This window comes from Pseudomonas sp. BP11-1-1, from assembly GCF_052112105.1.
GTDB lineage: Bacteria > Pseudomonadota > Gammaproteobacteria > Pseudomonadales > Pseudomonadaceae > Aquipseudomonas > Aquipseudomonas alvandae.
Genome location: NZ_JAUTYU010000002.1, coordinates 22199 through 45275 on the forward strand (window position 1 = coordinate 22199; position 23077 = coordinate 45275).

21 protein-coding genes are annotated in these 23077 nt (G+C 59.1%); all 21 read left to right on the plus strand.

Going from position 1 to position 23077, the window contains the following annotated elements; genetic code table 11:
- Positions 1 to 70 precede the first annotated feature (70 nt).
- Positions 71 to 1441, plus strand: a complete 1371-nt coding sequence (gene mnmE / locus Q7C33_RS03720; protein ID WP_407682867.1) for a tRNA uridine-5-carboxymethylaminomethyl(34) synthesis GTPase MnmE — start codon at positions 71 to 73, stop codon at positions 1439 to 1441.
- Positions 1442 to 2132: 691 nt separating this feature from the next.
- Positions 2133 to 4031 carry a tRNA uridine-5-carboxymethylaminomethyl(34) synthesis enzyme MnmG gene (gene mnmG / locus Q7C33_RS03725; RefSeq protein ID WP_407682868.1) on the plus strand — a complete coding sequence of 633 codons (1899 nt, stop codon included), beginning with the start codon at positions 2133 to 2135 and terminating at the stop codon, positions 4029 to 4031.
- A gap of 5 nt (positions 4032 to 4036) precedes the next feature.
- On the plus strand, positions 4037 to 4672 hold the full coding sequence (rsmG, locus tag Q7C33_RS03730; protein WP_187293307.1) for a 16S rRNA (guanine(527)-N(7))-methyltransferase RsmG: 636 nt from the start codon (positions 4037 to 4039) through the stop codon (positions 4670 to 4672).
- A gap of 18 nt (positions 4673 to 4690) precedes the next feature.
- Positions 4691 to 5488, plus strand: coding sequence for a ParA family protein (locus tag Q7C33_RS03735; RefSeq protein ID WP_030139029.1), 798 nt, complete (start codon positions 4691 to 4693; stop codon positions 5486 to 5488).
- Between the two features lie 9 nt (positions 5489 to 5497).
- On the plus strand, positions 5498 to 6370 hold the full coding sequence (locus Q7C33_RS03740) for a ParB/RepB/Spo0J family partition protein (RefSeq protein ID WP_030139030.1): 873 nt from the start codon (positions 5498 to 5500) through the stop codon (positions 6368 to 6370).
- A 148-nt stretch (positions 6371 to 6518) separates the two neighbouring features.
- Positions 6519 to 6926, plus strand: coding sequence for a F0F1 ATP synthase subunit I (locus Q7C33_RS03745; protein ID WP_030139031.1), 408 nt, complete (start codon positions 6519 to 6521; stop codon positions 6924 to 6926).
- Between the two features lie 16 nt (positions 6927 to 6942).
- A complete protein-coding gene (gene atpB, locus Q7C33_RS03750) occupies positions 6943 to 7812 on the plus strand; it encodes a F0F1 ATP synthase subunit A (RefSeq protein WP_030139032.1) in 870 nt (289 codons plus the stop codon).
- 133 nt (positions 7813 to 7945) lie between these two features.
- Complete coding sequence (gene atpE / locus Q7C33_RS03755) at positions 7946 to 8203, plus strand: F0F1 ATP synthase subunit C (protein ID WP_003097235.1); 258 nt, start codon at positions 7946 to 7948, stop codon at positions 8201 to 8203.
- Positions 8204 to 8261: 58 nt separating this feature from the next.
- Positions 8262 to 8732, plus strand: coding sequence for a F0F1 ATP synthase subunit B (locus tag Q7C33_RS03760; protein ID WP_030139033.1), 471 nt, complete (start codon positions 8262 to 8264; stop codon positions 8730 to 8732).
- A 12-nt stretch (positions 8733 to 8744) separates the two neighbouring features.
- The gene (locus Q7C33_RS03765) at positions 8745 to 9281 is read left to right on the plus strand and encodes a F0F1 ATP synthase subunit delta (protein WP_003187192.1); all 537 of its coding nucleotides are present in this window, start codon (positions 8745 to 8747) and stop codon (positions 9279 to 9281) included.
- Between the two features lie 21 nt (positions 9282 to 9302).
- Entirely contained in the window at positions 9303 to 10847 is a 1545-nt protein-coding gene (atpA, locus tag Q7C33_RS03770) for a F0F1 ATP synthase subunit alpha (RefSeq protein ID WP_024777788.1), read from the plus strand.
- Positions 10848 to 10897: 50 nt separating this feature from the next.
- Positions 10898 to 11758, plus strand: coding sequence for a F0F1 ATP synthase subunit gamma (gene atpG / locus Q7C33_RS03775; protein ID WP_030139034.1), 861 nt, complete (start codon positions 10898 to 10900; stop codon positions 11756 to 11758).
- 27 nt (positions 11759 to 11785) lie between these two features.
- Complete coding sequence (atpD, locus tag Q7C33_RS03780) at positions 11786 to 13162, plus strand: F0F1 ATP synthase subunit beta (RefSeq protein ID WP_003187186.1); 1377 nt, start codon at positions 11786 to 11788, stop codon at positions 13160 to 13162.
- Positions 13163 to 13207: 45 nt separating this feature from the next.
- A complete protein-coding gene (locus Q7C33_RS03785) occupies positions 13208 to 13633 on the plus strand; it encodes a F0F1 ATP synthase subunit epsilon (RefSeq protein ID WP_030139035.1) in 426 nt (141 codons plus the stop codon).
- Between the two features lie 114 nt (positions 13634 to 13747).
- On the plus strand, positions 13748 to 15115 hold the full coding sequence (gene glmU, locus Q7C33_RS03790) for a bifunctional UDP-N-acetylglucosamine diphosphorylase/glucosamine-1-phosphate N-acetyltransferase GlmU (protein ID WP_217860717.1): 1368 nt from the start codon (positions 13748 to 13750) through the stop codon (positions 15113 to 15115).
- Positions 15116 to 15323: 208 nt separating this feature from the next.
- Positions 15324 to 16100, plus strand: a complete 777-nt coding sequence (locus tag Q7C33_RS03795) for a DeoR/GlpR family DNA-binding transcription regulator (RefSeq protein WP_030139037.1) — start codon at positions 15324 to 15326, stop codon at positions 16098 to 16100.
- A 1-nt stretch (position 16101) separates the two neighbouring features.
- Entirely contained in the window at positions 16102 to 17934 is a 1833-nt protein-coding gene (glmS, locus tag Q7C33_RS03800; protein ID WP_407682869.1) for a glutamine--fructose-6-phosphate transaminase (isomerizing), read from the plus strand.
- A gap of 524 nt (positions 17935 to 18458) precedes the next feature.
- The gene (locus tag Q7C33_RS03805; protein ID WP_407683035.1) at positions 18459 to 19367 is read left to right on the plus strand and encodes a tripartite tricarboxylate transporter substrate binding protein; all 909 of its coding nucleotides are present in this window, start codon (positions 18459 to 18461) and stop codon (positions 19365 to 19367) included.
- Between the two features lie 76 nt (positions 19368 to 19443).
- Positions 19444 to 19917: a tripartite tricarboxylate transporter TctB family protein gene (locus tag Q7C33_RS03810; RefSeq protein WP_030139040.1), complete on the plus strand. Its 474-nt coding sequence runs from the start codon at positions 19444 to 19446 to the stop codon at positions 19915 to 19917.
- 9 nt (positions 19918 to 19926) lie between these two features.
- Positions 19927 to 21447 carry a tripartite tricarboxylate transporter permease gene (locus Q7C33_RS03815; protein ID WP_407682870.1) on the plus strand — a complete coding sequence of 507 codons (1521 nt, stop codon included), beginning with the start codon at positions 19927 to 19929 and terminating at the stop codon, positions 21445 to 21447.
- A 125-nt stretch (positions 21448 to 21572) separates the two neighbouring features.
- Complete coding sequence (locus tag Q7C33_RS03820; RefSeq protein WP_198796143.1) at positions 21573 to 23006, plus strand: FAD-binding oxidoreductase; 1434 nt, start codon at positions 21573 to 21575, stop codon at positions 23004 to 23006.
- Positions 23007 to 23077: the final 71 nt, after the last annotated feature.

A 23077-nucleotide genomic window follows, 5' to 3' on the forward strand; every position in this document is an offset into this window, starting at 1 on the left:
TGGATAACCACACAAAACGCCCCCTAGTGGGGCGTTTTGCTATCTGCCACTTTTGTCTGGATACCGGTTTATGAGCACTCCGCGTGAAACCATCGCCGCTGTTGCCACCGCCCAAGGTCGCGGTGGGGTCGGCATCGTCCGTATTTCCGGGCCGTTGGCCAGTGTCGCGGCCCAGGCTATCAGCGGCCGCGTACTCAAACCGCGGTTCGCTCACTACGGGCCGTTCTTCGATGCGCAGCAGCAGGTGCTTGATGAAGGGCTCGCCTTGTATTTTCCAGGGCCCAACTCATTTACCGGTGAGGATGTGTTGGAGTTGCAGGGGCACGGCGGCCCAGTCGTCCTGGACATGCTGCTCAAGCGTTGCCTTGAACTGGGTTGCCGCCTGGCGCGACCGGGGGAGTTCAGCGAACGGGCGTTTCTGAATGACAAACTCGATTTGGCCCAAGCTGAGGCGATTGCCGATTTGATTGAAGCGAGCTCTGCGCAAGCGGCACGTAATGCGTTGCGCTCGTTGCAAGGGGCGTTTTCACAGCGTGTGCATAACCTCACGGAGCAACTGATCGGCCTGCGCATCTACGTCGAGGCAGCAATCGATTTCCCGGAAGAGGAAATCGACTTCCTCGCCGATGGCCACGTATTGAGCATGCTCGATAAGGTGCGCGAGGAGTTATCCACAGTATTGCGCGAAGCAGGGCAGGGCGCATTGTTGCGCGATGGGATGACCGTGGTGATTGCCGGCAGGCCGAATGCCGGCAAATCCAGCCTGCTTAACGCGCTGGCCGGGCGCGAGGCAGCGATCGTCACGGAAATCGCCGGCACTACTCGCGACATCCTGCGTGAACATATCCACATCGACGGCATGCCGCTGCACGTTGTGGACACCGCCGGTTTGCGCGACACCGAGGACCAGGTGGAAAAAATCGGCGTCGAGCGCGCTCTCAAGGCCATCAGCGAAGCCGACCGAGTGTTGCTGGTGGTGGATGCCACCGCGCCGGAAGAGGACGATCCCTTTGCCTTGTGGCCGGAATTCCTCGAGGTCCGCCCGGATCCGGCGAAAGTCACTCTGATTCGCAACAAGGCCGACCTGACCGGGGAAGCGATTGCCCTGGATGTCAGCGACGACGGCCACGTGACCATCAGCCTGAGCGCAAGGTCGGCGGGCGAGGGGCTGGAATTGCTGCGTGAGCATCTCAAGGCCTGCATGGGTTATGAACAGACTTCGGAGAGCAGCTTCAGCGCCCGCCGCAGGCACCTTGAGGCATTACGCCACGCCAGCGCGGCCCTGGAACACGGTCGTGCACAGTTGACCTTGGCGGGGGCCGGAGAACTGCTGGCCGAAGATCTTCGCCAAGCTCAGCATTTCCTCGGCGAAATTACCGGCGCCTTCAGCTCTGATGATTTGCTGGGACGGATCTTCTCCAGCTTCTGCATCGGTAAATAACCCCACCGGACTGACGACGAACCCGTGGCGAGGGAGCTTGTGCTCCCGCTCGGCTGCGAAGCAGTCGTAAACCGGCGGGTGCGGTGTGTCAGGTACTCCGCATTCGGCGGGTTTTGGGGCCGCTTCGCGACCCAGCGGGAGCAAGCTCCCTCGCCACAGGCCTATCGAGCGCAACACAAACCCGCTACCTCCTCTCTTTTTTGAACGGATTGCCCAAATGGTGGCGTGCCTGCGGGCGCTTCGGCGACCCCTTGTCGGCTGTTTCTGTGGATTAAGCTCTGTGAATAACTGCCATTGAGGTCGGTTGATAAACCACCTTCAAATCTGAAGATAACTGCCTCTGTGGATAACCACCTCATTAATCCACAGGCTTACACCGGTTATCCAAGCCCCTCAATGGCACATGACCACAAGGTTTTGAATCTCTGTACACATTGAAAATAAAGGCCTTCGGAACGTTATCCACAGATAAGGTGCTCAGTAAGAATAAACATAAAAACAAAGATTTTATAAATTTCTTTCTTTTTTATTTTTTTAACCGCGAGTTCTCCACAGCTGGTTAAATTTTGTGCAAAGGGTTCTTTAGAAAGGGCGAAGTCCCTATACTTGCCGACCTGGCTCAAAAAACACCCAGGACCAGACTCAAAACCTATTTCCGAATTACCTGAATAAAGCAGGCACGAGGTGCGTGGTGGATTTCCCTTCCCGTTTTGAAGTGATCGTCATCGGCGGCGGTCATGCCGGTACCGAGGCAGCACTTGCATCAGCACGTATGGGGGCCAACACCCTGTTGCTGACGCATAACGTGGAAACCCTCGGTGCCATGAGCTGCAACCCTGCCATTGGTGGGATCGGCAAAAGCCATCTGGTCAAGGAAATCGATGCCCTTGGCGGTGCGATGGCCATGGCCACGGATAAAGGCGGCATCCAGTTTCGTGTGTTGAACAGCCGCAAAGGTCCGGCCGTGCGCGCTACCCGCGCACAGGCTGACCGAGTGCTGTACAAGGCCGCGGTCCGCGAGATCCTGGAAAACCAACCGAACCTGTGGATATTTCAACAGGCGGCCGATGACCTGATCGTCGAACAGGACCAGGTGCGCGGTGTGGTCACGCAAATGGGCCTGCGTTTCTTCGCCGATTCCGTGGTGTTGACCACAGGGACCTTCCTCGGTGGACTTATCCACATCGGTTTGCAGAATTTTTCCGGCGGGCGCGCCGGGGATCCGCCGTCGATTGCTCTCGCTCACCGTCTGCGTGAGTTGCCATTGCGTGTCGGGCGCCTGAAAACCGGTACGCCACCTCGCATCGACGGCAAGTCCGTGGATTTCTCGGTGATGACCGAGCAGCCTGGCGATACTCCGATCCCGGTGATGTCGTTCATGGGCAACAAGGAACAGCATCCACGGCAAGTCAGTTGCTGGATCACCCATACCAACGCACGCACCCACGAAATCATCGCGGCGAACCTCGATCGTTCGCCGATGTATTCCGCTGCCGGTGAAATCGAAGGTGTCGGCCCGCGCTATTGCCCGTCGATCGAAGACAAGATCCATCGTTTTGCCGACAAGGAAAGCCATCAGGTGTTTATCGAACCGGAAGGTTTGACCACCCATGAGCTTTATCCGAACGGGATATCCACAAGCCTGCCGTTCGATGTGCAACTGCAAATCGTGCAGTCGATCCGTGGCATGGAGAACGCGCACATCATGCGTCCGGGTTACGCGATCGAGTACGACTACTTCGATCCGCGAGATCTGAAGTACAGCCTGGAAACCAAGGCCATTGGCGGCCTGTTCTTCGCCGGGCAGATCAACGGCACCACCGGTTACGAAGAAGCCGGCGCCCAAGGCCTGTTGGCCGGTGCCAACGCGGCACTGCGTGCCCAGGGCAAAGACAGCTGGTGTCCGCGTCGCGATGAGGCGTACATCGGTGTGTTGGTGGATGATCTGATTACCCTGGGTACCCAGGAACCGTATCGGATGTTCACGTCCCGTGCCGAATACCGCCTGATCCTGCGTGAAGACAACGCCGACTTGCGCCTGACCGAGAAAGGTCGCGAGTTGGGTCTGGTGGATGACGTGCGCTGGGCTGCGTTCTGCAAGAAACGCGAAAATATCGAACTGGAAGAGCAACGCCTGAAAAGCACCTGGGTTCGTCCGGGTACCGAGCAGGGCGATGCCATTGCGGCGAAATTCGGCACGCCGCTGACCCACGAATATAACCTGCTCAACCTGTTGAGCCGGCCGGAAATCGATTACGTCGGGCTGGTGGAAGTGACCGGCCAGGGAGCGGAAGATCCGCAAGTGGCCGAACAGGTCGAGATCAAGACCAAATACGCCGGTTACATCGACCGCCAGCAGGATGAAATCGCCCGCCTGCGTGCCAGCGAAGACACCAAGCTGCCTGTGGATATCGATTACACCGGCATTTCCGGGTTGTCGAAAGAAATCCAGAGCAAGCTCGGCGCAACGCGTCCAGAAACCCTGGGCCAGGCATCGCGCATCCCCGGTGTAACCCCGGCAGCGATTTCGCTGTTGATGATTCATTTGAAAAAACGCGGCGCGGGCCGCCAGTTGGAGCAAAGCGCTTGAGTTCGATGGTCACCTCGCAACACGCTGAAGAGTTATCCACAGGTGCCCGTCAGCTCGGCGTCAGCCTGAGCGAAGCCCAGCATGCTCAATTGCTGGGTTACCTGGCGCTGTTGATCAAGTGGAACAAGGCCTACAACCTGACCGCGGTGCGTGATCCGGATGAAATGGTTTCGCGGCATTTGCTCGACAGCCTCAGCGTGATGTCCTTCATCGAGAACGGACGTTGGCTGGACGTCGGCAGTGGCGGCGGCATGCCCGGTATCCCGTTGGCGATCCTGTTTCCCGACTCAAAAGTGACCTGTCTGGACAGCAACGGCAAGAAGACCCGCTTCCTGACCCAGGTCAAACTCGAACTCAAACTGGATAACCTGCAAGTTATCCACAGCCGCGTCGAAGCGTTCCAGCCGGCTGAGCCATTCAACGGAATCATCTCCCGGGCGTTCAGCAGCATGGAGAACTTCAGCAATTGGACTCGCCACTTGGGCGATGCCAATACGCGGTGGCTGGCAATGAAGGGCGTTCATCCGGCCGATGAGCTGGTAGCATTGCCGGCAGACTTCCACCTCGATAGCGAACACGCCTTGACCGTACCCGGTTGCCAAGGCCAACGCCATCTGCTGATACTGCGCCGCACGGCATGATTGGGAACACAAGCAAGAATGGCTAAGGTATTCGCGATAGCGAACCAGAAGGGTGGTGTGGGCAAGACCACCACCTGTATCAACCTCGCAGCATCCCTGGTCGCGACCAAGCGTCGGGTGCTGTTGATCGATCTCGATCCACAGGGCAACGCCACCATGGGTAGCGGTGTGGATAAACATGGCTTGGAAAACTCCATATACGATGTCCTGATCGGCGAGTGCGATCTGGGCCAGGCCATGCATTTCTCCGAGCATGGCGGTTATCAACTGCTGCCGGCCAACCGCGACCTGACGGCGGCCGAAGTGGTGCTGCTGGAAATGCAGATGAAGGAAAGCCGCCTGCGCAGCGCGCTGGCGCCGGTTCGCGAGAATTACGACTACATCCTGATCGACTGCCCGCCGTCGTTGTCGATGCTGACGCTCAACGCCTTGGTGGCCGCCGATGGGGTGATTATCCCCATGCAGTGCGAGTACTTTGCCCTCGAAGGGCTGAGCGACCTTGTGGATAACATCAAGCGCATTGCCGAGTTGTTGAACCCGGAGCTGAAAGTCGAAGGGTTGCTGCGGACCATGTATGACCCGCGCCTCAGCCTGATGAACGACGTATCGGCTCAGCTCAAGGAACATTTCGGCGAGCAGCTCTACGACACGGTCATTCCGCGGAACATTCGCCTGGCCGAAGCGCCGAGCTACGGCATGCCGGCGTTGGCCTACGATAAACAATCCCGTGGTGCGCTGGCCTACCTGGCCCTGGCGGGCGAGATGGTTCGCCGTCAGCGCCGCCAACCACGCATCGCTGCAGCCCAGCCAACTTAAGGAAACCCCATGGCCGTCAAGAAACGAGGTCTCGGACGTGGACTGGATGCGCTGCTCAGCGGTCCGACCGTCAGTTCACTGGAAGAGCAGGCCGTGCAGACGGATCAGCGCGAATTGCAACATTTGCCGCTGGACCTGATTCAGCGTGGCAAGTACCAGCCACGTCGGGACATGGACCCGCAAGCTTTGGAAGAACTGGCACAGTCGATCAAGAGCCAGGGCGTGATGCAGCCGATCGTGGTCCGGCCGATCGCCAATGGCCGCTTCGAGATCATCGCCGGCGAACGCCGCTGGCGCGCCAGCCAGCAGGCCGGCCAGGAAACCATCCCGGCGATGGTCCGCGATGTGCCGGACGAAGCGGCCATCGCCATGGCGCTGATCGAAAACATCCAGCGCGAGGACCTCAACCCGGTCGAAGAGGCCGTGGCCCTGCAGCGCTTGCAGCAGGAATTCCAACTGACCCAGCAGCAAGTGGCCGAAGCGGTGGGCAAGTCCCGGGTGACGGTGGCCAACCTGTTGCGGTTGATTGCCTTGCCTGAAGTCATCAAGACCATGCTGTCCCACGGCGACCTGGAGATGGGTCATGCCCGGGCATTGCTCGGTTTGCCGGAAAATCAACAAGTTGAAGGGGCGCGACATGTTGTCGCACGCGGTCTGACCGTGCGCCAAACCGAGGCACTGGTCCGTCAGTGGTTGAGTGGTAAACCGACCCCTGTCGAGGCGCCAAAACCTGACCCGGATATCGCTCGCCTGGAACAGCGCCTGGCCGAGCGCCTAGGCTCTGCGGTGCAGATTCGCCACGGAAAGAAGGGCAAGGGGCAGTTGGTGATCGGCTATAACTCTCTCGACGAGCTGCAAGGTGTCCTTGCACACATTCGCTGAAACAATTGCCCTTGTAGCGCGCAGTCGGAAATCACTACCTGAAGGTTGAATAGGGGCAGAACCGCCCCTATACTCTGCGCGCATTTTGTCGGCACAAATTATGCCAAGTTAGTGAATTCAGGCAGCCGACCATTGGAGAGCAAAAGCGATGGAAACACGCACGCCAAACCGCTTGCCGTTCCATCGTCTGGCAGTTTTCCCGGTTTTGATGGCCCAGTTTGTCGTTGTACTGATCGCCACGTTGGCGCTCTGGCAATGGAAAGGAGTCGTCGCCGGATACTCGGGTCTTTGCGGAGGCCTGATAGCCTTGCTTCCCAATATTTACTTTGCTCACAGGGCCTTTCGGTTTTCCGGCGCCCGAGCAGCCCAAGCCATCGTCCGGTCTTTTTATGCTGGCGAGGCGGGGAAATTGATTTTGACGGCAGTGCTGTTTGCACTGACGTTCGCAGGTGTGAAGCCACTGGCGCCGCTGGCGGTATTCGGCGTGTTCCTGCTGACCCAGATGGTCAGCTGGTTCGCTCCCCTGCTAATGAGAACAAGACTTTCGAGACCTTAGGGCGTTTGAGGCAACCATGGCAGAAACAACCGCTTCGGGCTATATCCAGCACCACTTGCAGAACCTGACCTTCGGGCAGCTACCTAACGGCAGCTGGGGTTTTGCCCACTCCGCAGCAGAAGCCAAGGAAATGGGCTTCTGGGCTTTCCACGTCGATACCCTCGGCTGGTCGGTCGCACTGGGCCTGATCTTCGTTTTCCTTTTCCGCATGGCGGCGAAGAAAGCGACCTCCGGTCAGCCAGGTGCACTGCAGAACTTCGTTGAAGTCCTGGTCGAATTCGTCGATGGCAGCGTGAAAGACAGCTTCCACGGCCGCAGCCCGGTGATTGCACCGTTGGCACTGACCATCTTCGTCTGGGTGTTCCTGATGAACGCCGTCGACCTGGTACCGGTCGACTGGATTCCTCAGCTGGCCATCCTGATCTCCGGCGACCACCATATCCCGTTCCGCGCCGTGTCGACCACCGACCCGAACGCGACCCTGGGCATGGCGTTCTCGGTTTTCGCACTGATCATTTTCTATAGCATCAAGGTCAAGGGCATCGGCGGTTTCATCGGCGAACTGACCCTGCACCCGTTCGGCAGCAAGAACATCCTGGTTCAGGCCCTGCTGATCCCGGTGAACTTCCTGTTGGAATTCGTGACCCTGATCGCCAAGCCAATCTCTCTGGCACTGCGTCTGTTCGGCAACATGTATGCCGGCGAGCTGGTGTTCATCCTGATCGCTGTGATGTTCGGCAGCGGCCTGCTCTGGCTCAGCGGCCTGGGTGTGGTGCTGCAATGGGCGTGGGCTGTGTTCCACATCCTGATCATCACCTTGCAGGCGTTCATCTTCATGATGCTGACCATCGTCTACCTGTCGATGGCGCACGAAGAAAACCATTAAGGCCAGTCTCGACTAGTCTGATGTCCTTCCCGGTCACACGGGAAGGAGCCCGGTACGGGCTGGGAAACGATTTGTTTTACCGCTTTAAAATCTAAAAAACCTAAACCATACGACGTAAAAGTCGGGAGGAAAGATGGAAACTGTAGTTGGTCTAACCGCTATCGCTGTTGCACTGTTGATCGGCCTGGGCGCACTGGGTACCGCAATTGGTTTCGGCCTGCTGGGCGGCAAGTTCCTGGAAGGCGCAGCGCGTCAGCCAGAAATGGTCCCAATGCTGCAAGTCAAGATGTTCATCGTTGCCGGTCTGCTCGACGCCGTAACCATGATCGGTGTTGGTATCGCTCTGTTCTTCACCTTTGCGAACCCGTTCGTTGGTCAAATCGCTGGCTAATTACTCGGATGTCTCGAGTAGATTGGTGTGATGGACAACGTAACTGCGAGGTGTTGGCGTGAACATTAATGCGACCCTGATTGGCCAGTCCGTTGCGTTCCTGATTTTTGTACTGTTCTGCATGAAGTTCGTATGGCCTCCGGTCATTGCGGCATTGCACGAACGTCAAAAGAAGATCGCTGATGGTCTGGACGCTGCCAGCCGTGCAGCTCGCGACCTGGAGTTGGCCCATGAGAAAGTGGGTCAGCAACTGCGCGAAGCGAAAGCTCAGGCAGCTGAAATCATCGAGCAAGCCAAGAAACGCGGTACCCAGATTGTCGACGAAGCCCGTGAACAGGCTCGCGTCGAAGCTGACCGTGTGAAGGCTCAGGCTCAAGCCGAGATCGAACAGGAACTCAACAGTGTCAAAGACGCGCTGCGTGCCCAAGTGGGTAGCCTGGCCGTTGGCGGTGCTTCGAAGATCCTGGGTGCCACAATCGATCAAAACGCGCACGCAGAGCTGGTAAACCAACTGGCTGCTGAAATCTAAGCGAGGGCGATCATGGCAGAACTGACCACGTTGGCCCGACCTTACGCTAAGGCGGCCTTCGAGCACGCTCAGGCCCACCAGCAACTGGCCAATTGGTCAGCCATGCTCGGCCTGGCAGCAGCGGTGTCGCAAGACGACACCATGCAGCGCGTGCTCAAGGCCCCGCGACTGACGAGCGCAGAAAAGGCCGCCACGTTCATTGACGTGTGCGGCGACAAGTTCGATGCCAAGGCACAGAATTTCATTCACGTCGTTGCCGAAAACGACCGTCTCCCGCTTCTGCCGGAGATTGCCGCTCTGTTCGACCTGTACAAGGCCGAGCAAGAGAAGTCGGTAGACGTGGAAGTGACCAGTGCTTTTGCATTGAACCAAGAACAGCAAGACAAACTCGCCAAGGTTCTCAGTGCACGACTCAACCGGGAAGTGCGCCTGCAAGTCGAGGAAGACAAGTCCCTCATAGGGGGCGTTGTAATCCGCGCCGGCGACCTGGTTATCGATGGCTCGATTCGCGGCAAAATCGCGAAACTTGCCGAAGCATTGAAATCTTGAGTTTGAAGGGGCAGCAGAGCAATGCAGCAACTCAATCCTTCCGAAATAAGTGAAATTATCAAGGGCCGCATCGAAAAGCTCGATGTGACCTCCCAAGCCCGTAACGAAGGCACTGTCGTCAGCGTATCTGACGGCATCGTGCGGATTCACGGTCTGGCCGACGTCATGTACGGCGAGATGATCGAGTTTCCGGGCGGTGTCTACGGTATGGCCCTCAACCTGGAGCAAGACTCTGTAGGTGCCGTGGTATTGGGCGCGTACACGACTCTGGCTGAAGGCATGAGCGCCAAGTGCACCGGCCGCATCCTCGAAGTTCCAGTCGGTAAGGAACTGCTGGGTCGCGTAGTCGACGCACTGGGTAACCCAGTTGACGGCAAAGGTCCGCTGAACAACACCGAGACCGATGCGGTCGAGAAAGTTGCTCCTGGCGTGATCTGGCGTAAGTCGGTAGACCAGCCTGTACAGACTGGCTACAAGGCTGTCGATGCCATGATCCCTGTCGGCCGTGGCCAGCGTGAGCTGATCATCGGTGACCGTCAGATCGGTAAGACCGCTCTGGCGATCGACGCGATCATCAACCAGAAGAACAGCGGTATCTTCTGCGTCTACGTGGCAATCGGTCAGAAGCAATCGACCATCGCCAACGTGGTTCGCAAGCTGGAAGAAAACGGTGCACTGGCCAACACCATCATCGTTGCCGCCAGCGCCTCCGAATCGGCTGCCCTGCAGTTCCTGGCACCGTACTCCGGTTGCACCATGGGCGAATACTTCCGCGACCGCGGTGAAGACGCGCTGATCGTTTATGACGATCTGTCCAAGCAAGCAGTGGCCTACCGCCAGATTTCCCTGCTGCTGCGCCGTCCACCAGGCCGTGAAGCCTACCCAGGCGACGTGTTCTATCTCCACTCCCGTCTGCTGGAGCGCGCATCCCGCGTTTCGGAAGAGTACGTAGAGAAGTTCACCAACGGCGCCGTGACTGGCAAGACCGGTTCCCTGACCGCCCTGCCGATCATCGAAACCCAGGCTGGCGACGTTTCCGCGTTCGTTCCGACCAACGTGATTTCCATCACCGACGGTCAGATCTTCCTGGAATCGGCCATGTTCAACTCGGGCATCCGCCCTGCAGTTAACGCCGGTGTTTCGGTATCCCGTGTGGGTGGTGCCGCTCAGACCAAGATCATCAAGAAGCTGTCCGGTGGTATCCGTACCGCCCTGGCCCAGTACCGTGAACTGGCGGCATTCGCCCAGTTCGCTTCTGACCTGGACGAAGCGACCCGTAAGCAACTTGAGCATGGTCAGCGCGTTACCGAGCTGATGAAGCAGAAGCAATACGCACCGATGTCGATCGCTGACATGGCGCTGTCGCTGTATGCCGCTGAGCGTGGGTTCCTGACTGACATTGAAATCGCCAAGATCGGCAGCTTCGAACAAGCGCTGATTGCTTTCTTCAACCGCGATCACGCCGATTTGATGGCGAAGATCAACGTTAAAGGTGACTTCAATGACGAAATCGACGCTGGCCTCAAAGCCGGTATCGAGAAGTTCAAGGCCACCCAAACCTGGTAAGCCGCAGCGGGAGCCGCAAGGCTCCCGCTTGCTAACCTGATAGGTGTTACATGGCAGGCGCAAAAGAGATTCGCAGTAAGATTGCGAGCATCAAAAGCACGCAAAAGATTACCAGCGCCATGGAAAAAGTGGCGGTCAGCAAAATGCGCAAGGCACAAATGCGCATGGCTGCTAGCCGTCCTTATGCGGAGCGCATCCGCCAGGTGATTGGTCATCTGGCCAACGCCAACCCGGAATACCGCCACCCTTTCATGATCGACCGCGCCGTCAAGCGCGTCGGTTACGTTGTGGTGAGCAGTGACCGTGGTCTGTGCGGTGGCTTGAACACCAACCTGTTCAAGGCCCTGGTCAAGGACATGGCGGTAAACCGCGAACAAGGCGTCGAGATCGATCTGTGCGTGGTCGGTAGCAAGGGTGCGGCTTTCTTCCGCAACTTCGGCGGTAACGTCGTCGCTGCTATCAGCCACCTGGGTGAAGAGCCGTCGATCAATGATCTGATCGGCAGCGTCAAGGTGATGCTGGATGCTTACCTGGAAGGCCGGATCGACCGCCTGTCCGTGGTATCCAACAAGTTCATCAACACCATGACGCAACAGCCGACCGTGGAGCAGTTGATTCCACTGGTGGCGACCCCGGAACAGGAACTCAAGCACCACTGGGACTATCTCTACGAACCGGATGCCAAGGAGCTGCTCGACGGCTTGATGGTCCGTTACGTGGAGTCGCAGGTCTACCAGGCGGTGGTCGAGAACAACGCAGCTGAACAAGCGGCGCGGATGATCGCGATGAAGAACGCTACCGACAACGCCGGTGATTTGATCAGCGATTTGCAGCTGATCTACAACAAGGCGCGTCAGGCTGCGATCACCCAAGAGATCTCGGAAATCGTCGGCGGCGCTGCCGCGGTTTAACGGTTCAAATATTCAGAGGATCCAGCTATGAGTAGCGGACGTATCGTTCAAATCATCGGCGCCGTTATCGACGTGGAATTCCCACGCGACAGCGTACCGAGCATCTACGACGCCTTGAAGGTTCAAGGCGCCGAAACCACCCTGGAGGTTCAGCAGCAGCTGGGCGACGGCGTGGTTCGTACCATTGCGATGGGCTCCACCGAAGGCTTGAAGCGCGGTCTGGACGTCAACAACACTGGCGCAGCCATCTCCGTACCGGTCGGTAAAGCGACCCTGGGCCGGATCATGGACGTACTGGGCAACCCGATCGACGAAGCTGGCCCGATCGACACCGAAGAGCGCTGGGGCATTCACCGTCCTGCGCCAACCTTCGCTGAACAGGCCGGTGGCAACGAGCTGCTGGAAACTGGCATCAAGGTTATCGACCTGGTTTGCCCGTTCGCCAAGGGCGGTAAAGTCGGTCTGTTCGGTGGTGCCGGTGTTGGCAAGACCGTAAACATGATGGAACTGATCCGTAACATCGCCATCGAGCACAGCGGTTATTCCGTGTTCGCCGGTGTGGGTGAGCGTACTCGTGAGGGTAACGACTTCTACCACGAGATGAAGGATTCCAACGTTCTGGACAAAGTGGCACTGGTCTACGGCCAGATGAACGAGCCGCCGGGAAACCGTCTGCGCGTAGCCCTGACCGGCCTGACCATGGCCGAGAAGTTCCGTGACGAAGGTAACGACGTTCTGCTGTTCGTCGACAACATCTACCGTTACACCCTGGCCGGTACCGAAGTATCCGCACTGCTGGGCCGTATGCCTTCGGCAGTAGGTTACCAGCCGACCCTGGCTGAAGAGATGGGCGTGCTGCAAGAGCGCATCACTTCGACCAAGCAAGGCTCGATCACTTCGATCCAAGCGGTATACGTACCAGCGGACGACTTGACCGACCCGTCGCCAGCGACCACCTTCGCCCACTTGGACGCCACCGTCGTTCTGTCCCGTGACATCGCTTCCCTGGGTATCTACCCAGCGGTAGACCCACTGGACTCGACTTCGCGCCAGCTGGACCCGAACGTGATCGGCCAGGAGCACTACGACACCGCTCGCGGCGTCCAGTACGTGCTGCAGCGCTACAAAGAGCTGAAGGACATCATCGCGATCCTGGGTATGGACGAGCTGTCGGAAGCCGACAAGCAGTTGGTAAACCGTGCTCGTAAGATCCAGCGCTTCTTGTCGCAGCCGTTCTTCGTGGCTGAAGTCTTCACCGGTGCCTCGGGTAAATACGTTTCCCTGAAAGACACCATTGCTGGCTTCAAAGGCATCCTCAACGGTGACTACGACCACCTGCCAGAACAAGCGTTCTACATGGTCGGCGGCATCGAAGAAGCGATCGAGAAAGCCAAGAAACTGTAATCCCGGCGCCCGGCAACGGGCGCTAATTTAGGTTGAGGCAATCAGATGGCTATGACAGTCCATTGCGATATCGTCAGTGCGGAAGGGGAAATCTTCTCCGGTCTGGTCGAGTTTGTGGTTGCGCACGGTGAGCTGGGTGATCTTGGTATCGCCCTGGGTCACGCACCGCTGATCACCAGCTTGAAGCCAGGTCCGATTACTCTGACCAAGCAGGGCGGGGACAGGGAGGTGTTCTACATCTCCGGTGGTTTCCTCGAGGTTCAGCCGAACATGGTCAAGGTTCTTGCCGACACCGTGCAGCGTGCTGCCGACCTGGACGAAGCCTCTGCTCAGGAGGCCGTCAAGGCCGCCGAGAAGGCTCTGCATGAAAAAGGCGCGGACTTCGATTACGGTTCTGCTGCCGCACGTCTGGCCGAGGCCGCAGCCCAGCTGCGTACCGTCCAGCAGATCCGCAAGAAGTTCGGCGGCTAAGCCGTCTGCTTTCTGTGCGATTGATTAAAAAGGGTAGCCTCGGCTACCCTTTTTCTTTTTCCGATACTCATCATCTGGTCGCAGCCGCTGACCACCCAGGATTGGTAGCCAGTCATGTCTCTCGAAATCGTTATTCTCGCGGCCGGTCAGGGCACCCGCATGCGTTCGGCGCTGCCCAAGGTGTTGCATCCGGTCGCCGGCAATTCCATGCTCGGTCATGTTATCCACAGCGCGCGGCAACTTGATCCACAGCGCATCCATGTGGTGATCGGCCATGGTGCCGATGCGGTGCGTGAGCGCCTGGCGGCGGATGACCTGAATTTTGTGCTGCAAGACAAGCAACTAGGCACCGGCCATGCGGTGGCCCAGGCTGTACCGTTCATAACGGCTGACACGGTATTGATTCTCTACGGTGACGTGCCGCTGATCGAGGTCGAAACGTTGCAGCGCTTGCTCAAGCATGTCGCGCCACGGCAGCTAGGTCTGTTGACGGTCGAGCTGGTTGATCCGACTGGCTACGGCCGCATCGTGCGCAACGCAGAAGGCCAGGTCACGGCGATCGTCGAGCAGAAGGACGCCAACGAAGCCCAGCGCGCCATCACCGAAGGCAACACCGGGATTCTCGCCGTGCCGGCTGAGCGGCTGGGTGACTGGATGAGTCGCCTGTCGAACAACAATGCCCAAGGCGAGTACTACCTGACCGATGTGATCGCCATGGCCGTTGCCGATGGACTGGTGGTCGCCACCGAGCAGCCGCTCGATGCCATGGAAGTACAAGGCGCCAATGACCGCCGGCAACTGGCCGAGCTGGAGCGCCACTATCAATTGCGTGCTGCCCGTCGACTGATGGCCCAAGGTGTGACCCTGCGCGATCCGTCCCGTTTTGACGTACGTGGTGAAGTCAGCGCGGGACGCGACGTGGTCATCGACATCAATGTCATTCTCGAAGGCAAGGTCGTCATCGAAGACGACGTGGTCATCGGCCCGAACTGCGTCATCAAGGACAGCACCCTGCGCAAAGGCGTGGTGGTCAAGGCCAACAGCCACCTTGACGGCGCGGTCATGGGAGAGGGCAGCGATGCTGGTCCGTTTGCCCGCCTGCGTCCCGGTACCGTGCTGGAAGCCCGGGCGCATGTGGGTAACTTCGTCGAGCTGAAGAATGCGCACCTGGGCGAAGGCGCCAAGGCCGGCCACCTGACCTACCTGGGTGACGCGGAAGTCGGCGCCCGCACCAACATTGGCGCGGGGACCATCACTTGCAATTACGACGGCGCCAACAAGTGGAAAACCGTTTTGGGTGAAGATGTGTTCATTGGTTCCAACAACTCCCTGGTGGCGCCTGTGGATATCTCCAGCGGTGCAACCACGGCAGCCGGTTCGACCTTGACCCAAAATGTGGATAAAGGCCAATTGGCAGTCGGACGCGCCCGTCAGCGCAACATCGACGGCTGGAAGCGCCCGGAAAAGATCAAGAAACCCTAAACTTATCCACAACCTCCTGTGGGAGCGAGCTTGCTCGCGATAGCGGTGTATCAGGTAAAGCAGCTTTGCCTGACCTGGCCCCTTCGCGAGCAAGCTCGCTCCCACAGTGCTGAGAGGATTTCTGAATTTTTCTCCGGGCGCCTTGACGATATCGCTTCAATAGGTTTTGATTGCTTACGTTATCTTTCGAATCGAAACTTAAGCCGCCATGTCAAAGCGCAACACACCACAGCGTCGCCACAACATCCTCGCCTTGCTTCAGGAGCAGGGCGAAGTCAGCGTGGATGAACTGGCCAAGCGCTTCGAAACCTCCGAAGTTACGATTCGCAAGGATCTAGCCGCGCTGGAAACCAACGGCCTGCTGCTGCGTCGCTACGGTGGCGCGGTGCCGATGCCCCAGGAGTTGGTGGCCGATAGCGCCCAGACCGTGTCCAAATACAAACAAGCCATCGCCCGGGCCGCGGTCAAGCGGATCCGCGAGCATGCGCGCATCATCATCGACAGTGGCAGCACCACTGCCGCCATGATCCCTCAGCTTGGCAATCAGCCGGGGCTGGTGGTGATGACCAATTCCCTGCATGTCGCCAACGCCTTGAGCGAACTGGAGCACGAGCCGGTGCTGTTGATGACAGGTGGCACCTGGGATCCGCATTCGGAATCGTTCCAAGGCCAAGTCGCTGAGCAAGTGCTGCGCTCCTATGACTTCGACCAGTTGTTCATCGGTGCCGACGGCATCGATCTGGCGCGTGGCACAACCACCTTCAACGAACTGCTGGGCCTGAGCCGTGTAATGGCTGAGGTCGCGCGCGAAGTGATCGTGATGGTGGAGGCCGACAAGATCGGCCGCAAGATCCCCAATCTGGAACTGCCGTGGAGCAGCGTCCATACCTTAATTACCGATGATCGCCTGCCCGTGGAGGCACGCGATCAGATCCAGGCCCGCGGCATCAATGTCATCTGCGCGTCTGTCAGCCAGGAGAAATAGCATGTGTGGAATTGTCGGCGCCGTTGCTGAACGCAACATCACGGCCATCCTGCTTGAAGGCCTCAAGCGTCTCGAATATCGCGGCTACGACAGTGCCGGCGTGGCGGTGTTCACCAATGATGAGACGCTCGAACGTGTGCGTCGTCCGGGCAAGGTGAGTGAGCTGGAACGAGCGTTGGATGCCGAGCCGTTGATCGGTCGCCTGGGCATCGCCCACACGCGCTGGGCCACCCATGGCGCGCCGTGCGAGCGTAACGCCCATCCGCATTTTTCCGGCGACCTGGCGGTGGTGCACAACGGCATCATCGAGAATTATGAAGCCTTGCGCGAACAGCTCAAGGCGCTCGGCTATGTGTTCACCTCGGACACCGACACCGAAGTCATCGCCCATTTGCTTACCCACAAGCTCAAGGATCTGGCGGACCTGACCGTGGCGCTCAAGGCCACGGTCAAGGAACTCCATGGCGCCTATGGCCTGGCGGTGATCAGCGCCAGACAACCGGATCGCCTGGTCGCGGCCCGCAGCGGCAGCCCGCTAGTCATCGGCCTGGGCCTTGGCGAAAACTTCCTGGCCTCCGACCAACTGGCGCTGCGCCAGGTCACTGACCGCTTCATGTACCTGGAAGAAGGCGATATCGCCGAGATTCGCCGCGACAGCGTGCAGATCTGGGACCTGAATGGCAAAAACGTCGAGCGTGAAACCGTCCAGTACCGCGACGGCGCCGAAGCCGCCGACAAGGGCGAGTTCCGCCATTACATGCTCAAGGAAATCCATGAGCAGCCGGCCGTTGTGCAGCGCACCCTCGAAGGTCGCCTGAGCCAGGATCAAGTGCTGGTCCAGGCCTTCGGCCCGCAGGCTGCCGAGCTGTTCGCCAAGGTCCGCAACGTGCAGATCGTTGCCTGCGGCACCAGCTATCACGCCGGCATGGTCGCGCGTTACTGGCTCGAAGAACTGGCGGGTATCCCGTGCCAGGTCGAAGTCGCCAGTGAGTTCCGCTACCGCAAGGTGGTGGTGCAGCCCGATACCCTGTTCGTGACCATTTCCCAGTCCGGCGAAACCGCCGACACCCTGGCTGCCCTGCGCAACGCCAAGGAATTGGGTTTCCTCGCCAGCCTCGCAATCTGCAACGTCGGTATCAGCTCGCTGGTGCGTGAGTCCGACCTGACGCTGCTGACCCAGGCCGGTCGTGAGATTGGCGTGGCGTCGACCAAGGCGTTCACCACGCAATTGGTGGGCCTGCTGTTGCTGACCCTGTCCCTGGGCCAGGTACGCGGCACGCTGGCGGAGGGCGTCGAGGCCAAGCTGGTAGAAGAATTGCGCCGCTTGCCGGCTCGCCTGGGCGAAGCCTTGGCGATGGACAGCACCGTGGAGAAAATCGCCGAGCTGTTCGCCGAGAAGAATCACACCCTGTTCCTGGGCCGTGGCGCGCAATTCCCAGTGGCGATGGAAGGGGCGTTGAAGCTCAAGGAAATCTCCTACATTCACGCCGAGGCCTACCCGGCGGGTGAACTCAAGCACGGCCCGCTCGCGCTTGTGGATAACGACATGCCGGTCGTCACCGTGGCGCCGAACAACGAGCTGTTGGAAAAGCTCAAGTCCAACCTGCAGGAAGTGCGCGCCCGTGGTGGCCAATTGGTGGTTTTCGCGGACGAGAAGGCGGGCATGACCAATGGCGAGGGAACCCATGTGGTGCACATGCCACATATCCACGACATCCTCTCGCCGATTCTTTACACGATCCCGCTGCAGTTGTTGTCCTACTACGTGGCTGTGCTCAAGGGCACCGACGTGGACCAGCCGCGTAACCTGGCAAAATCGGTAACGGTTGAATAACGGCGTCGCGCGCGGGCACAGACGCTCAACCTGACGGTTGGCGCCTGGCCCACTGACTGAACTAACCCCCTGAATTCAGGGGGTTTTTTATGGTCGCGACAAAATGGGTTTCGCAGTTTGGATCAGCAAGGAAATCCGAATTCGAGCTTTTTACTCAACCCTGTTCGTCGTATTCACGGTGAGTCGCGGAATAACTGCGTTGACAACATGGGGTAGAGGTGATGAGTCTCCTGCATTTGCCACCCAGAGAGTATGCAGTCCTCCGGCCCCACGCTTTGACGCCGTGCGCCGAGTACCTTCTTTCTCATCCAAAGAGTCCCGAGCGGGCTCGCAGCTACTACCTAACGCTTCGCTCCCCACGCCCATGCACTTTCGCCTGTCCCATCAGGCGTTACCACCGGGCGTGTCCGTTTCTCGTTCAGCTTCAATCCCCCAATGAATGGCAGCACCCGGAGAACAATAATGAAGAAAACACTCTGCGCCTCTTGATCGCCTCGTTTCTGAGCCTCACCGCCGGCACCGCAATGGCCGCCGACGCCAGCAACTGGCCAAGCCGTCCGGTGCAAGTGGTGGTGATCGCCAACGCCGGCGGTGACACCGATTTCAACGCACGGATGATGGCCAAGTACTTCACCAAGGTCACCGGCAAGACCATGGTCGTCACCAATATGGCCGGTGGGGGCGGGACGATTGCCGCCGATGCGGTCAAGAGCGCGGCGCCGGACGGCAATACCATTCTGTTTACTCACACCGGCCAATTGATCGTCAACGAGGTCGCGGGGCTGTCCGAAGACCGTTTCGATGCGTTCGATATCTCCTGCATCGCTGGCGTCGACAAAGGCGCGGTGTTCGTCTCGGCGAAAAGCTCGGGCATCGACACCCTCGACCAGTTGATCGAGAAGGCCAAGGCCAAGCCCGGCACCATCACCTACGGCACCGAGATGGGCAACTTCTCGCACCTGCAAGGCTTGATGTTCGAGAAGCTCGCCGGGGTGAAACTGAAAATGGTCGACAGCGGCACCGTGTCCGAAAAAATCGTCGCCTTGCTGGGCAAGCGCATCGATCTGGGCGCCATCAGCTACGGCTCGGTCCAGGACTACATTTCCAGCGGCAAGATGAGCGCCCTGGGCCAGCCCAACGCCGAACGCAACGCGCTGCTGGGCGACGTCAAGACCTTCAAGGAGCAAGGCGTCGACCTGGTCCTGGACAAGCCTTACGTCGTCGCTTTCCCGAAAGGCACCGACCCGGCCATCGTCAAGAAAATGGCCGACACCATGAAGAAAATCACCGAAGAACCGGAATACGCCGAAGAGCTGAAGAAGTCGTTCAAGCAGCCGGTCAGCTTCCAGGGCACCGAAGAAGCCATCGCCACGTTGAACAAAACCCGCGACAACTTCATGCAGTTCAAGGACGAGATGCGTAAAGCCAAATAATTTTGCGTAACGGTTCGGACGCGTGCCGCGCTGGCAAGCGTTCGACAACCTGTCCTTACCCGTAACAGGAGCCTGTATGGATTCCTACAAGAGAAACGAGCTGATCGCCGGCCTGGCCATGCTCGGCGCCGGCGTGGCGTATCTGGTCCTGACCATGAACCTGCCGCGTCGTGGAACGATCGATGCCGCGTTTGTGCCTTGGGTGCTCGCCGTCTCGTTGTGCCTGTTGGGCGCATTGCAATTGTGGATGTGGCGAAAGCTGCCGGATAAACGCGCCGAACCCGCAGAAAAGCCAGAGGCGATTGATTACCCAACCGTGTTCAAAACCCTGGCATTGGTGCTGCTTTACACGGCGCTGATGGAGCCGGTGGGTTTCCTGATCACGACCGCGCTCTATCTGTATGTCCAGTTCATCGTGTTGACCCCTGCGGAACAGAAGGTCAAGCACCTGCGCTACGCGTTGATCGCTGTCGTCTCGGCGGTCCTGATTTTCTACATCTTTCGCCATGGCTTCGACTTGCTCCTGCCTGTCGGTTTATTGGATTTCTAGGGGACGGCCATGATTGAACTCATGCAAACAGGCTTCGCAGCCGTACTGACACCCTACGTCTTTCTCCTGATTACCCTCGGCGTTGCGGTGGGGATCGTTTTCGGTGCGGTGCCCGGGCTCTCGGCCACCATGGCGATCGCGTTGTGCTTGCCACTGACGTATTCGATGGGACCCGGCCCTGGCCTGGCGTTGCTGGTGGCGTTGTTCGTTGGCGCCACCTCGGGAGGGCTGATATCGGCGATATTGCTCAACATACCGGGTACGCCGGCCTCCATCGCGACGACGTTCGATGGCTGGCCGTTGATGAAGCAAGGCCATGGCGTCAAGGCCCTTGGCATTGGCGTGGTGTTCTCGTTTCTCGGCACGATCTTCAGTATCGCGGCGCTGATGTTCATCGCCCCGATTCTGGCGGAACTGGCCCTGAGCTTTGGCCCGCACGAATACTTCTCCATCGCGATTTTCTCGCTGACATTGATCGCCACGCTGTCCACCGGCTCGCTGGTCAAAGGCCTGTTTGCCGGTGCCCTGGGTTTTGCCTTCTCCACCGTGGGTATCGCCCCGGTCGAAGCGATCCGTCGTTTTACCTTTGACCTGCCGAGCCTCAACGGCGGCTTCGCCATGCTGACCGTGATGATCGGTATGTTCGCGGTTGCCGAAGTGCTGAAGTTCGCCGAGAGCGCGCGCCTGAGCCACCGGGCCAAACCCCAGCACGTCAGCATGAAAGGCGTGAAAGGTTTTGGTTTCTCGATGAAAGAGTTTGTCGGCCAGTTGCCCAATGCCACCCGTTCTTCGTTGATCGGCCTGGGCATTGGCATCTTGCCCGGCATCGGTGCCGGTACGTCGAATATCGTCTCTTACATCGTGGCGAAGAAACGCTCCAAGACACCCGAGGAGTTCGGCAAAGGCAAGATCGACGGCGTGGTCGCCAGCGAGACGGCAAACAACGCTGGCATCGGCGGCGCGATGATTCCTTTGCTGACGCTCCGCATTCCCGGCGATACCACCACGGCGGTCATGCTCGGTGGCTTCATGATCCACGGCATCCAGCCCGGCCCCCTGCTGTTCATCAGCCAGGCGCCACTGGTCTACACGATCTTCGCCGCGCTGATCCTCGCTTCCGTGCTGATGCTGGTGCTGGAGTTCTACGGCCTGCGCATGTTCATCAAGTTGCTCGCGGTGCCCAAGCACATCTTGCTGCCAATTATCCTGGTGCTTTGCGTGGTCGGCGCCTTTGGCCTGAACAGCCGGATCTTCGATGTCTGGGCGGTGCTGCTGTTTGGCTTGCTGGGGTATGGGTTCGTCAAAAGCGGTCTGCCGATCGCACCGTTCATCATCGGTTTCATTCTCGGCCCGATGGCTGAAACCAACTTGCGCCGAGGCCTGATGCTGTCCGATGGCAACTTCGGCGGCTTCCTGACCAACCCCATCTCGGCGGGCTTCCTCATCCTGGCCGCCGCGTCCATTTCCTGGCATCTGGTGACGGTCATTCGCAACCGCAAGAGTGCTGCGATTGAACTGATGCGCAGCTAGCCCACCGCATTGGCTGCTGCAACGCGCGCCCGTGTTGCAGCCTTGGCCTTGGGCTGTCAGTGAGCGAGCTGGACGCCCGGCCAGCCAGGGTTCGGGCGGCTTCTGTAACGGTTGAGGAGAGAGGGATGTCTTCGTTGAACGATGAAGTGTTCCAGCGCATCGAGCGGGTGGTCGGGCAGGCAGGATGGGTGCGCGACCCCCAGCTGATGCAAGGCTATCTGACGGACTGGCGTAACGCCTATCAAGGCCAGGCCGCCTTGGTGGTGCGCCCGGCCACCACCGAAGAAGTGGCCGAGGTTGTTCGGATCTGCCACGACGCCCAGATTGCCTTGGTACCGCAGGGCGGCAACACCGGGCTATGTGGCGGCTCGATCCCCGATGCCTCTGGCAACCAAGTGGTGTTGTCCTTGACCCGGATGAAGCGCATCCGCGACATCGACCTGGCCAATGAAACCATTACGGTAGAGGCGGGGGTGATCCTGCGGCAGCTACAGGACGCCGCCAGCCAGGCCGGACGTTTGTTTCCGCTGTCGTTGGGGGCGGAGGGCAGTTGCACGGTGGGCGGCAATCTGGCGACCAACGCCGGCGGCACGGCTGTGCTGCGTTACGGCAACATGCGTGAGCTGACCCTAGGCCTGGAAGTGGTGCTGCCGGACGGTCGCGTCTGGAACGGTTTGCGGGGCTTGCGCAAAGACAACACCGGCTACGATCTCAAGCATTTGTTCATTGGCTCGGAGGGCACGCTGGGTATCATCACCGCTGCGGTATTGAAATTGTTCCCGGCGACCCACAGCACGGCGACCGCCTGGGTCGCGCTGCCTTCGCCTCAAGCGGCGGTGGACTTGATCGGCCATGTGCGCAGCCTGTGCGCTGATCGCCTGACAGGCTTCGAGATGATGTCGCGCCAGAGCCTGGATTTCGTCCTGGACCATGTGGCCGGCTGCACTGACCCTCTGGAAGCGAAACATCCTTGGTACGCCTTGATTGAACTGCGCGACACGGTCCCCGACGCCTCCTTGGCTCCGTTGCTGGAAAATGGCCTGGCCCATGCTTTCGAGCTTGGTTGGGTCATCGACGCGGTATTGGCCGGCAGCCAGGCACAGGCCGCGGCGCTGTGGGCGCTGCGCGAAGGCATTTCCGAAGCACAGAACCATGAAGGCCCCAGCCTCAAGCATGACATCAGCGTGCCCGTGAGCCGCATACCGGAGTTCATCGAGCGCACCGACCGCGCGCTGCAACAGGACTTTCCGGGCGTGCGCATCGTTTCTTATGGCCACATGGGCGACGGCAATCTGCACTACAACATCAGCAAGCCGATCGGCGACGCGGACGCCTCGTTCAAGGCGCGGGAACAGGCGATCATGCAGGTCATCTACCGGATGACGAGTACCTTCAACGGCAGCATCAGCGCCGAGCATGGCCTTGGGCAAGCCAAGCCTGAGGCGGCGGTTCGCTTCAAGGACCCGCTGGAGATCGAGTTGATGCGTGCTATCAAGCGCACGCTGGACCCGGCGGGGCTGATGAATCCGGGTAAGGTCTTTACTGCCGGGCTGGAGTGACTGAAGGTATTTCTCGATTATTCCCGCAATTATTAAAAAATAGTTTCATATGCTGCTGTGGATCAGCAGCA

Bases quoted from the DNA above. Each gene is read 5' to 3' on its own strand.
- mnmE (WP_407682867.1), top strand. From the start codon at position 71: ATGAGCACTCCGCGTGAAACCATCGCCGCTGTTGCCACCGCCCAAGGT.
- rsmG (WP_187293307.1), top strand. From the start codon at position 4,037: ATGGTCACCTCGCAACACGCTGAAGAGTTATCCACAGGTGCCCGTCAG.
- Q7C33_RS03735 (WP_030139029.1), top strand. From the start codon at position 4,691: ATGGCTAAGGTATTCGCGATAGCGAACCAGAAGGGTGGTGTGGGCAAG.
- Q7C33_RS03740 (WP_030139030.1), top strand. From the start codon at position 5,498: ATGGCCGTCAAGAAACGAGGTCTCGGACGTGGACTGGATGCGCTGCTC.
- Q7C33_RS03745 (WP_030139031.1), top strand. From the start codon at position 6,519: ATGGAAACACGCACGCCAAACCGCTTGCCGTTCCATCGTCTGGCAGTT.
- atpB (WP_030139032.1), top strand. From the start codon at position 6,943: ATGGCAGAAACAACCGCTTCGGGCTATATCCAGCACCACTTGCAGAAC.
- atpE (WP_003097235.1), top strand. From the start codon at position 7,946: ATGGAAACTGTAGTTGGTCTAACCGCTATCGCTGTTGCACTGTTGATC.
- Q7C33_RS03765 (WP_003187192.1), top strand. From the start codon at position 8,745: ATGGCAGAACTGACCACGTTGGCCCGACCTTACGCTAAGGCGGCCTTC.
- atpA (WP_024777788.1), top strand. From the start codon at position 9,303: ATGCAGCAACTCAATCCTTCCGAAATAAGTGAAATTATCAAGGGCCGC.
- atpG (WP_030139034.1), top strand. From the start codon at position 10,898: ATGGCAGGCGCAAAAGAGATTCGCAGTAAGATTGCGAGCATCAAAAGC.
- atpD (WP_003187186.1), top strand. From the start codon at position 11,786: ATGAGTAGCGGACGTATCGTTCAAATCATCGGCGCCGTTATCGACGTG.
- Q7C33_RS03785 (WP_030139035.1), top strand. From the start codon at position 13,208: ATGGCTATGACAGTCCATTGCGATATCGTCAGTGCGGAAGGGGAAATC.
- glmU (WP_217860717.1), top strand. From the start codon at position 13,748: ATGTCTCTCGAAATCGTTATTCTCGCGGCCGGTCAGGGCACCCGCATG.
- Q7C33_RS03795 (WP_030139037.1), top strand. From the start codon at position 15,324: ATGTCAAAGCGCAACACACCACAGCGTCGCCACAACATCCTCGCCTTG.
- glmS (WP_407682869.1), top strand. From the start codon at position 16,102: ATGTGTGGAATTGTCGGCGCCGTTGCTGAACGCAACATCACGGCCATC.
- Q7C33_RS03805 (WP_407683035.1), top strand. From the start codon at position 18,459: ATGGCCGCCGACGCCAGCAACTGGCCAAGCCGTCCGGTGCAAGTGGTG.
- Q7C33_RS03810 (WP_030139040.1), top strand. From the start codon at position 19,444: ATGGATTCCTACAAGAGAAACGAGCTGATCGCCGGCCTGGCCATGCTC.
- Q7C33_RS03815 (WP_407682870.1), top strand. From the start codon at position 19,927: ATGATTGAACTCATGCAAACAGGCTTCGCAGCCGTACTGACACCCTAC.
- Q7C33_RS03820 (WP_198796143.1), top strand. From the start codon at position 21,573: ATGTCTTCGTTGAACGATGAAGTGTTCCAGCGCATCGAGCGGGTGGTC.